Origin of the sequence: Dysgonomonas sp. Shenzhen-Wh21 (genome assembly GCF_043392705.1) — a bacterium.
GTDB lineage: Bacteria > Bacteroidota > Bacteroidia > Bacteroidales > Dysgonomonadaceae > Dysgonomonas.
Window position 1 is genome coordinate 1 of sequence record NZ_JAIXHZ010000095.1, and the last position, 11183, is coordinate 11183.

The following is an 11183-nucleotide window of genomic DNA, read 5'->3' on the forward strand; positions in this document are numbered from 1 at the left end:
ATATTTTTTTAGAACTAAATTATCATTCTTTAAATGTTAAATATCTGATAAAGGATAGGGTTTTCATTTTTTGAACGATCATAATAGTACAACCGGTTTTATTAATCATCATTAAAAACAATATAGCCATGAGAACTAAATGTTTAAAATTGATACAAACTGTATTTACAGTCCTTATAATTTGGAGTGTAGCACTTCCAACTTATTCGGCCAAAGATCCGGGATATATTACAATAACCGGAGTAGTGAAGGATATAAAGTCAAAGAAGACTCTTGAATATGTGAGTATATCTGTTCCCGGAACAGGTATCGGTACGATATCGAATGCTGATGGTGGATTTACCATTAAGGTCAGAGATTCCCTGAACGTTAAAACAATAGAAGTTTCCCACATAGGCTACTTCAATCAGCGGGTACCTCTATTGGATCAGGATATGAGTAATATTACGATCTTCCTTACACGTAACGAGAACAAATTGAAAGAGGTCGTTGTCGAATCTACTGATCCGTTGCAATTGGTGGAAAAAGCTATCGATAAGATAGGTGATAACAATAGTTTGATGACAAATCTTTTAACCGGATTTTATCGTGAAACTATACAGAAAAGACGAAGCTATATAAATATCTCCGAAGCTGTTATAGATATCTACAAGACCCCATACACTCAATCGGATGCAGGAGATAGGGTACAAGTGTTGAAGGGCAGGAAACTGCTCAGTCCAAAACCCGGCGATACTCTGCTTGTTAAATTTGTAGGAGGTCCCAACTTGTCTACTTACCTGGATATTGTGAAGAATAGGGATATAATGTTAGATAAAGCTTCTCTTCATTACTACAAGTACAAGATGGAGAACAGTGTAATGATAAACGAACGTCTTCATTATGTGATAAGTTTTGAGCCTCAGGTTGTCATGCCTTACGCCCTGTTTTATGGTAACTTGTACATTGATCAGGAAACATTAGCTTTTTCACGGGCAGAGTTTAATTTGAGTATGGACGACCGCAATAAAGTTACACAGGCCATTCTTCGTAAAAAACCATTCAGATTGCATTTCAAACCTGAAGAGGTAGCCTATTTGGTTACTTATAAGCAGCAGAATGGAAAAAGCTATCTGAATTATGTTCGTAACGAAGTTCGCTTCAAATGTGATTATAAACGCAGGCTGTTCTCTACCAACTATACAATTATATCAGAGATGGTTGTTACCGACAGGCAAGAAAATAATATAGCTAAAATTCCCGCTAGAGAAGCATTTAACGACAGATATTCGTTATCAGACAAAGTGAGTAACTTCTATGATGCCAACTTCTGGGAGGGCTATAACATTATAGAACCTACAGAGTCGCTTGAATCGGCAGTAAATAAATTAAAGAAACAACAAAGTAACTGATAAATTCGTTATGATTTATTATATTTGGTCTTACTTGTGATTGTACTTATTATGCTGAACGATGTACTTATATTCAAGAAGATAAAGGATGGTGATATAGAAACCTTCGAACAGGTTTTTCGCCAGTACTATCTGCCTTTATACATGTACTCGTTTGGCATAATTGGTCGTAAAGATGCAGCTGAAGAGATTGTTCAGGAATTATTTTATGTATTGTGGCGCGACCGAGAGGCATTGAATATTGTCCGTTCGATGAAGAGCTATTTGTATGGGGCAGTACGTAACCAGTCGCTTCAATATTTCGAACATCAGTACGTAAAAGAACGTCACCGCGAAAATGTATTAAGCAGGAAGCTTGAAGCATCGGAAACGACAGCGCAAGAACAGATTGAATATAAAGAACTTCAGAATATTATAAATCGTACACTGGAACAGTTACCTGAACGACGACTACGCATTTTCAGAATGCATCGGATGGAAGGTCGTAAATATAAAGAAATTGCGCAATTGCTTTCTGTGTCAATAAAAACGGTAGAGGCAGAAATGACAAAAGCATATCAGATATTAAGACAGGAAATAGAAAAATATACACACGCATCATGAATTTGAAAGAAACAAATAATAAGATTACAGATCAGGCTTGGGATCGCCTTTATATGCGGCTCGATCGGGACGGATTGCTGCCGGAGAATAAAGTAGCGAAAAAGGCAAGCATACGTACATCTTTGGTAAGATGGGGGGCTGTGGCTGCAATTTTATGTATTTGTGCCATTTCAGTATTCGTTATATGGGGACAAAAGACCAGCCATAAGGAAATGTTGACAATAAATAACGAAAAGGATGCTCCAACTCTGATCTCTACTTTAGAAGATGGATCGATAGTATATCTTTCAGATCAAGCATCTTTGCAGTATCCGAATCGTTTTTCGGATGATAAACGAGAGGTCGTTTTAGAGGGAAATGCTTTTTTTGATATCAGTCGAAATCCAAGTAAACCATTTGTCATTGAAACTCAGCAAACGATTATTGAGGTATTGGGCACTTCATTTAATGTGAAGAGTGAAAATAAAAATTCATTTTCTTTATCAGTACGGCGTGGAGAAGTAAGAGTCACTTCAAAATTGAACGGGCAGATAGTAAATGTAAGGGCAGGAGAAACAGCCTTTTTGGAATCTGATAATCTACATAAGGTTAAAACCACAGATGTTTCACAGTTTGAATCGTACCTCAAAAGGGTTCATTTTAAAGATCAGCGATTGTCGGATATTGTGAGGGTTATAAATATGAACTCCGATGCAGAGCAGCTAACAGTGTCACCCGAACTGCAAGATCGTTTACTGACAGTTACCTTTTCGGGTGATACTCCATACACAATGGCTGAACTGATTTGTCTGGCTCTTAATTTGCAGTTTAAACAGCAAGATAATGTGATATTTATATCACAAAAATAATATATAACCGCCATGAAATATACGGCTGAAAATACCTTTCATCGTATTCTTGTATCGTTATTGCTAATGATGGTAGCAGTGATCTTACAGGCAGATGATGGCGCAGTGCTAAATCGGAAGATACAATTACCAAAAAGTAAAGAGAGTGTATATAAACTGCTGAGGCAAGTATCCGACAAGTCGGGTTATTTATTTATCTATGATAGCCAGATAATAGACAATGATAAGAAGGTTAAGATTGCAAAAGGCGAATATACATTGCGGGAAGCCATATATGCGATCACCGGGAATAATCAACTAAAGATTTCTGTTGTAGGAAATCATATTTTATTACAAGTTACAGATCGGATAAAGACACATGCCGTAATCTCCATAGAAAAGGTAGATAGTGTAGAGAAAAAGTTCTTTACTTTTAGTGGTGCAATATACGACCAGATAACGGATGAGCCTTTGGCTTATAGCGCAGTAGGAATCAGCAACTCAACAATAGGAACGATTTCTAATCAGGATGGAGAATTCAAATTGATATTGCCTGATTCTCTTCGTCACTCCAAGGTAAAGTTTACTCATGTAGGTTACGAAAGTCAGGAAGTGGAAGTAGGACTATTGGCCGGACAGCATATTCGTTTTGCCCTCGAGCCCAGAATAATACCATTACAGGAAGTCGTAATTAGAGTAGTTGAGCCTCAAGAAGAGATTAACCGTATGCTGGAGAATCGTAAGAATAACTACTCAACCTCGCCTGTTTATCTTACAACCTTCTACAGAGAGGGTATAGACCATAAAAAAAATAATATAGATGTAACAGAGGCGGTACTTAAAATCTATAAGACCGGCTATGATGTAAATGCAAATCTTGATCAGGTAAAACTTATAAAGATGCGCCGTATTAAGAGTATTCAGGAAAGTGATACAATCTTTACAAAAATGAAATCCGGTATTAATTCTTGTCTGATATTGGATTTGGTGAAGAACTTACCTGATTTTTTGAAGCCTGAAGAGCAAAATAAATATGAGTATGGGCATACAGATATTACAGTTGTAGATGGCAGAAGGGTGAATATTATTTCATTCTGTCAGAAAGAATATATCGATGAACCTTTGTTTAAAGGACAATTGTTTATTGACGCAGAGAATTATGCTTTGATAGAAGCGCATTTCGAGGTCAATCCCAAGTTTGTACAACAGGCTACAGATCTTTATGTTCAAAGGAAGAATAAGGATATCCGGCTAACATTACAACAGGCTCGGTACAATGTCTCGTATAAATTATCCAATGATGGTATTTATTATGTGAACCATATTCGTGGAGACCTCGAATTTAAGATGAAAAGAAAGCGAAAGCTTTTTAGCACTCCATTATATCTGTGGTTCGAAATGGTAAACTGTATGGTAGATACAACGGATGTAAATGCATTTGCCCGAAAGGAAAGAATACCTACTCAAAACATATTCTCAGATACTAAGTATCAGTATGACAGAAATTTTTGGGGTAACTTTAATGTAATATTGCCGGAAGAAAAGCTAAAAGAATTAATAATAAATAATTTAAGCGAGGTTTCCGAAGATCAGATTATAAAATAAGCCGATATAATTATCGGCTTACTTTCTATATTTGCGACTTATTTTCTTAAAGTCAAAATATCTTTGATTACATCAGCAGTAATGTTATGACACTCTCCGAGTTTCCATCCACGGTTTCCTAATCGCTCAGCTACTTTATTTATAGCCTCATCGCCCAATCCGTAGTCAGACAGATGAGTTTTTACACCCATCGATTCGAAGAAGTTTTCTACTGCTTTAATTGTTCTATTTATTGCATCGCTTCCTTGGATGCCAAACACCTCTTTTCCAAGACGAGTGATCTTTCTGCCTTTCTGATCTTTTAGCACTGTCATTACTCCCGGCAATACAATGGCAAGAGTTTGAGCATGATCAAGTCCATAGAAAGCTGTAAGTTCATGTCCGATCATGTGAGTAGCCCAGTCTTCGGGCACACCGCAGGCAATCCAGCCATTCAGTGCCCACGTTGAAGCCCACATCAGATTGGCACGAACGTCATAGTTGCTAGGTTCTTTCAGTGCTTTAGGTCCTTCTTCTACCAATGTTTTTACAATAGCTTCAGCCATATTATCTTGCAGCAAAGAATCTCCTTCGTTATATGTCAGGTATTGCTCCATTACATGTACAAAAGCATCTACAACTCCATTCCCTGTTTGGCGGGGAGGTAATGAATATGTTACAGTCGGATCAAGTACAGAAAACTTAGGGTAGGTGAGGGGAGAACCAAATGCAAGTTTTTCTTGAGTTTCGGCACGGGTTATTACAGCTCCGCTATTCATTTCTGATCCTGTAGCAGGCAATGTAATAATGTCTCCAAAAGGCATAGCTTTCTTTACTTTGCTACCTTTAGACAGTATCTGCCACGGATCACCCTCTTCGAAATAGACTGCGGCAGAAATAAACTTTGTAGCGTCAAGAACCGATCCGCCACCTACGGATAATATAAAATCGATACCCTTTTCTTTGATTACAGCGACAGCCTTCATGCAGGTTTCATAGTGTGGATTTGGTTCTATCCCTCCAAATTCATGCCATTCGTAACCGCTTAGAGCTTTTACAGCCTGATCGTACACTCCGTTTTTCTTTATACTGCCTCCTCCGTAAGTCATTAACACTTTACTGCCTTGAGGTATTTCGTTCGTAATCTCTTTGATCATTCCTTCCCCGAATATAATCTTTACGGGATTTGCTAATGAAAAATTTTCCATAATCTCTTCGTTTTTGATTGATAGTAAAGTTATATTATTTAACCTTATATGATTGAATTCAATTTATTAAATAAGCTAAAATTCGATTAATAGTTTTGCGTTTACTTGGCGTCCGGTCAGATAATTTGGTACGGCATATTGATGATTGTAAATATCTGTAATCCAGTAATACGTATTTGTATTTTGCATGTCGAATATATTAAAGATATCTATTCCTAGCCAGATGTTTTTTAGGGCTTTACATAGCGAGTTTGTGTTGCGTATAGCAAAATCTTCGCCTAGTATTTGCCATGAAAAACCGATGTCAACACGCTTATATGCAGGTGTGCGAAAATATCCGTTTTCATACCCTTTGTATGGTGCAGATACGGGTAAGCCTTGCGACCACAGACCTCTAAGGCTCATTTTTAGGCGTTCATATCCCGGCATATAGTCCTGATAGAATAATGCAAAGTTGAAACGTTGATCTGTAGGCAGAGGAACTTTTACCCCGTCTATTTCCTGTTGCGTTTTCATTATTCCCAGACTAATCCAGCTATCTACACCCGGAATAAATTCTCCGTACAGCTTCATGTCCATCCCTAGAGCAAAGCCTTTTGAACTATTTTCTCCTGAATAACGTATTTTTACATTGTTTACTGTATATGGAATCAGATCAGATAATTTCTTATAGTATATTTCTCCTGATAACTTCAGAGGTGGAGAGTTGTGTTCGCCCCCGCCTCCAAAATAATAATCACTTCCTAGTACGACATGAATCGATTTTTGTGATTTAATATCTTTATTCAGCTCGATAACATTGTTCCCATCTACATTTATTACTTTTTGGAATTCTTTGTAAAAAGGAGCCTGATAATAAATGCCTCCCGCTAGTCGTATCGAGAAGTTTTCGATTCCGCTTGGTACAAAAGCTATAGCTCCACGTGGGCTTACTATCAGTTCTTCATTGAAAGTCCAATAGCTCGCTCTGACTCCGGCATTTATAATAAATAAGCCATTGTCTGTATTGAGTTTATAAGTGTCTTGTATATATCCGGAGAAACGAGAAGGCTTGATTTTGTTATCTGCTTTCAGATTCGAATATAGATTGACATCTATTCCTGTATTTGGTAGAGAGTAACCCGCAGAATCTCTCATTTCCCACTCTTTGATCTTATCTCTTACATTTTCTTGTTGATAAGTGAGCCCCCATTTCAAGAGGTTACTTCCTATCTTAAAGTCTCCGAAATGACTGATTGTATATACTTCCGATTTCACCTCATTGCGTGCATGTTCAATATAGCGTCCTATCCCCAGCAGAGAAGATTCGTCAAAGGTTTCATTTCCCTCTACTATGTTCTGTTCCTCCAATATATAATTGCCTTCTATATCATAACGTTCTCTTTCGTCAGAAGAGAATGTAGAGCCGGTAATACCTATATTTATATTTTCATTTATTCTGCCTTTCAGCGTCAATACTGCTTGGTAAGTAATAAACCTGTCCTTTTCCCATCCATCAAAATATACGGTAAAGTTTCGAGGCATGGTAAGTGTACCAAAACTAGTACTGCGTGTCTTGGGCGTATATTCATAAGTATTGTGCGAATAGTTTCCCAGCATACTAACTTCCCATTTGGGCGACAAGTCGTACGTTATATATGTTTGAGCATCAATAAATGAAGGGTCGTATTCGGCTTTAGTATCGGTAGAGCTCAGTAAGGACTGAGTTGTTTTATAACGAATTCCCGTAATCTGCGAGAATTTTCCTGTCGAATTACCGATATGGACACTTCCCCCTAGAAGTCCGGCAGAGGCAGACGCTTCAAACTCTTTTGGTTTTTTATATGTAATATCAAGCACTGATGACATCTTGTCTCCATACTCTGCACTATATCCTCCGGCAGAAAAACCGACGGTTTGCACCATGTCAGGATTTATAAAACTTAACCCTTCCTGCTGAGCTGAACGCACTAAGAGAGGGCGATAAATCTCATTCCCATTAACGTATACGATATTTTCATCAAAGTTCCCTCCACGTACAGAGTATTGCGAACTCAGTTCGTTTGTAGAGCTTACTCCCCCCATCGTTGCGAGGAGAGATTCTATACTTCCCCAAGGATTTGAAGCTCGTCTGGTTGCTAAGTAGTCGACTCGTTCAATAACTGTGGTAACGGTTTGTTGTCCTTCTATAGTAATGGCTCCTAAGATATTATTATCTTCTTTTAAGGTAATATTCAGTACCAAGTCACTTGTAGGTTTAGGTATTATATATTGGTGACGCTGATAGCCTATCAAAGAGAATATGATCTTAATCGAATCTTTAGGTTGTATAGATAATGCATATTCGCCTCTCTCATTTGTTATTACTTCGTTGCGGCTATTGATCTCCGAAATAGAAACGTGTTCCAACAATTTTCCTTGTTGATTAGTAACTTTTCCTGTGATTTTTATTTGCTGTGAATAAGCAAGAGATGTTATAAATATGAGAAGTAATAATATGTTTTTCTTGATCATACGGTCAGTTTTGTGTACACAAATTTAGGTATATATTTTCTGTGTACCAATATATTGATAATTATAAAACCCCATTTGTCTAAATTTGATTTTCTGGGTTATTATAAATCGAACTCAGAAGTCCTAATTTATAATGTTAGATGTAGAAAATGGTAAAATCCGGAGGATCTTACCATTTTCAAGTTTTGTAAAGTTTGTTAATTCAATGAGAATGTTCTCAGTTAAAGCTAGGAAGCTGTTTAGTCTGATTTAGCATCTGCTACAAAAATATATGAATAGATTTAATAAACTGTCAGTATTTATAATTTCTGACCACATGTTTTATAAATCCTATTTTTAATGATCATATTGTATGTGTTAAGATGTTTGTTTATAGATGTTTGAAGGTGTTGTGAGAATGTTGCGGGTTTATAATTAACGGCTTGCATGTTCTTATCTCGGTGACTACAAGGGCATAAAACCTAACGGATATTATTTGTTGAAAACTGATGCGTATTTTTGTGGTAAAGGCAGGCTATTTATAGTAACTTTACAAATTGTGAAAAAGCAAAGATTGAGATATGAATAATTTTGTACACTTACATGTTCACTCCCAATATTCACTGCTTGATGGTCAGGCTAGTATTCAAAAGCTAGTAGATAAGGCGGTTGGTGATGGAATGAAAGCCATTGCTTTGACCGATCATGGCGCAATGTTTGGGATAAAAGAGTTTTTCAATTACGTAAAAAAGAAAAATTCGAAATATGATGCTGCTATTAAGGAACTAAAAACTGAGATAAAGAAATTAGAGGCAGATAAAGAATCAGACAACTCGATTCAGATAGGAGATTTAAAAACCAAAATAAAGGAAGAAGAGGCTAAGAAGTTTAAGCCCATTATAGGTTGCGAATGTTATGTTGCACGTCGAAGCAGACATCTGAAGGAAGGCAAGCCGGATATGAGTGGTTGGCACTTGGTGGTTTTGGCCAAAAATCTTACCGGGTATAAAAACCTTATCAAAATGATTTCGTACGGATGGACAGAAGGTTATTATATGCGTCCCCGTATCGACAAAGAATTGCTCGAAAAATATCATGAAGGACTTATTATCTCTACAGCATGTCTTGGAGGTGAAGTGTCTAAAAAGATTATGTCCGATGATATAGAAGAGGCCGAAAAAACTGTTCAATGGTTTAAAAATCTCTTTGGTGAAGATTATTATCTCGAGTTGCAGAGACATAAGACAAACCGTCCCGATGCAAATGCAGAAGCATATCCTTTACAAGAAAAGGTAAATAAAGAACTGCTTCGTATTGGTGAGAAGTACGGCGTTAAGGTAATCGCAACAAATGACGTTCACTTTGTAGATGAGGAGGATGCCGATGCACACGACCGACTGATTTGCTTGAGTACAGGAAAGGACTTTGACGATCCTAAACGGATGAGATATACAAAACAGGAATGGTTGAAAACAACAGCAGAGATGAATCAAATCTTTGCAGATCATCCCGAAGTATTGACCAATACGCTTGAGATAGCAAATAAAGTAGAATTTTATTCTATAGATTCGGATGCATTGATGCCTTTCTTTACGATCGATGCCTCATTTGGAACCGAAGAAGGGTATAAAATTATGTATTCCGAAGAAGATCTTATTCTCGAATTCGGAGAAAAAGCATATCACCGTTTGGGAGGGTATGATAAGGTTATTCGGATAAAGCTGGAATCAGACTATCTGCGACACCTTACAGTCATAGGAGCAGATAAACGATATGGAAAAGACCGAAGTCCGGAGATCGTAGAACGGCTCGATTTTGAGTTGAATACGATGAAGACCATGGGGTTTCCGGGATACTTCCTCATTGTTCAGGACTTTATTGCTGCCGCACGCAGTATGGGGGTTGCTGTAGGTCCGGGACGTGGTTCGGCTGCGGGTTCGGCAGTAGCTTATTGTTTGGGTATAACAGATATAGACCCTATTAAATATGACCTCCTGTTTGAGCGTTTCTTGAATCCCGACCGTATATCGATGCCCGATATAGATATCGACTTTGATGATGATGGGCGAGGCAAAGTATTGAAGTGGGTAACAGATAAATATGGTCAAGAACGTGTGGCACATATTATCACATATGGAACTATGGCGACAAAGTCGGCTATAAAAGACGTTGCTCGTGTACAAAAACTGCCTTTATCAGAATCTAATCGTTTGGCAAAGTTTGTTCCTGATCGTATTCCTGATAAGAAAAAAGTCACACTACGAGATGCGATAGAATATGTTCCCGAGCTGAAAGAAGCAGCAAACAGCTACGATCCGATAATGCGCGATACAATAAAATATGCGCAGATGCTAGAGGGAAATGTCCGCAATACAGGTGTACATGCATGTGGTATCATTATCGGGCAGCAGGATATTTCAGATATTGTACCCGTTAGTACGGCGGAAGATAAAGAGACCGGAGAAAATATCTTGGTTACTCAGTATGAAGGTACTGTTATTGAAGAAACCGGACTTATCAAAATGGACTTCTTGGGGTTGAAAACCCTTTCGATCATAAAAGAGGCAATTGAAAATATCAAACATACAACAGGTAAAGATATCGATATAGACAGTATATCGTTGGAAGATCCTGTAACATATGAACTCTACAGTCAGGGAAAAACAACAGGTACATTCCAGTTCGAGTCTGCCGGTATGCAGAAATACCTGAAAGAGTTACAGCCATCTAAGTTTGAAGACCTGATTGCGATGAATGCTCTTTATCGACCGGGGCCGATGGATTACATTCCATCATTTATTGCCCGAAAGCATGGAAAGGAAGAGATCAGTTATGATATTCCGATAATGGAGCGTTATCTGAATGATACGTATGGTATTACAGTATATCAGGAACAGGTCATGTTACTTTCTCGTCTATTGGCAGATTTTACACGTGGACAATCCGATGAGCTACGTAAAGCTATGGGTAAAAAGCTTATAGATAAGATGAATGCCCTAAAGGAGAAGTTCATTGCCGGAGGAACAAAGAACGGGCATCAAAAGAAGACACTGGAATGTACCTGTTGTTTTTCCCTGACTGTAGAGTTCATATGTTAC

Annotated in this window: 7 protein-coding genes; 5 read left to right on the forward strand and 2 right to left on the reverse strand. The window is 37.8% G+C overall.

The features are described 5' to 3' along the window. Nucleotides 1-128 precede the first annotated feature (128 nt). The 4 genes from LDB17_RS06400 to LDB17_RS06415 are packed head-to-tail and all read left to right on the forward strand — an operon-like array spanning nt 129 to nt 4426. On the forward strand, nt 129-1391 hold the full coding sequence (locus LDB17_RS06400; protein ID WP_252638088.1) for a carboxypeptidase-like regulatory domain-containing protein: 1263 nt from the start codon (nt 129-131) through the stop codon (nt 1389-1391). 51 nt (nt 1392-1442) lie between these two features. Next, nucleotides 1443-1994, forward strand: coding sequence for an RNA polymerase sigma-70 factor (locus LDB17_RS06405; RefSeq protein ID WP_252638087.1), 552 nt, complete (start codon nt 1443-1445; stop codon nt 1992-1994). Further along, nucleotides 1991-2842, forward strand: a complete 852-nt coding sequence (locus LDB17_RS06410; RefSeq protein WP_252638086.1) for a FecR family protein — start codon at nt 1991-1993, stop codon at nt 2840-2842. Before LDB17_RS06405 ends, LDB17_RS06410 begins: the two co-directional genes overlap by 4 nt. 12 nt (nt 2843-2854) lie before the next feature. After that, nucleotides 2855-4426, forward strand: coding sequence for a carboxypeptidase-like regulatory domain-containing protein (locus tag LDB17_RS06415; RefSeq protein ID WP_252638085.1), 1572 nt, complete (start codon nt 2855-2857; stop codon nt 4424-4426). Nucleotides 4427-4464: 38 nt separating this feature from the next. Here LDB17_RS06415 and LDB17_RS06420 read toward each other — a convergent pair whose 3' ends face one another. Next, nucleotides 4465-5613 (reverse strand): iron-containing alcohol dehydrogenase, encoded by a 1149-nt coding sequence (locus LDB17_RS06420; protein ID WP_252638084.1) that lies wholly within the window; start codon nt 5611-5613, stop codon nt 4465-4467. Between the two features lie 75 nt (nt 5614-5688). Further along, the gene (locus tag LDB17_RS06425) at nt 5689-8106 is read right to left on the reverse strand and encodes a TonB-dependent receptor (RefSeq protein WP_252638083.1); all 2418 of its coding nucleotides are present in this window, start codon (nt 8104-8106) and stop codon (nt 5689-5691) included. A gap of 560 nt (nt 8107-8666) precedes the next feature. Here LDB17_RS06425 and LDB17_RS06430 point away from each other — a divergent pair. Continuing rightward, a partial coding sequence (locus LDB17_RS06430; RefSeq protein WP_393924942.1) for a DNA polymerase III subunit alpha occupies nt 8667-11183 on the forward strand: 2517 nt, incomplete at its 3' end.

Excerpts from the sequence above, each read along its gene's own strand:
- LDB17_RS06400 (WP_252638088.1), top strand. The coding sequence starts at position 129 with ATGAGAACTAAATGTTTAAAATTGATACAAACTGTATTTACAGTCCTT.
- LDB17_RS06405 (WP_252638087.1), top strand. The coding sequence starts at position 1,443 with ATGCTGAACGATGTACTTATATTCAAGAAGATAAAGGATGGTGATATA.
- LDB17_RS06410 (WP_252638086.1), top strand. The coding sequence starts at position 1,991 with ATGAATTTGAAAGAAACAAATAATAAGATTACAGATCAGGCTTGGGAT.
- LDB17_RS06415 (WP_252638085.1), top strand. The coding sequence starts at position 2,855 with ATGAAATATACGGCTGAAAATACCTTTCATCGTATTCTTGTATCGTTA.
- LDB17_RS06420 (WP_252638084.1), bottom strand. The coding sequence starts at position 5,613 with ATGGAAAATTTTTCATTAGCAAATCCCGTAAAGATTATATTCGGGGAA.
- LDB17_RS06425 (WP_252638083.1), bottom strand. The coding sequence starts at position 8,106 with ATGATCAAGAAAAACATATTATTACTTCTCATATTTATAACATCTCTT.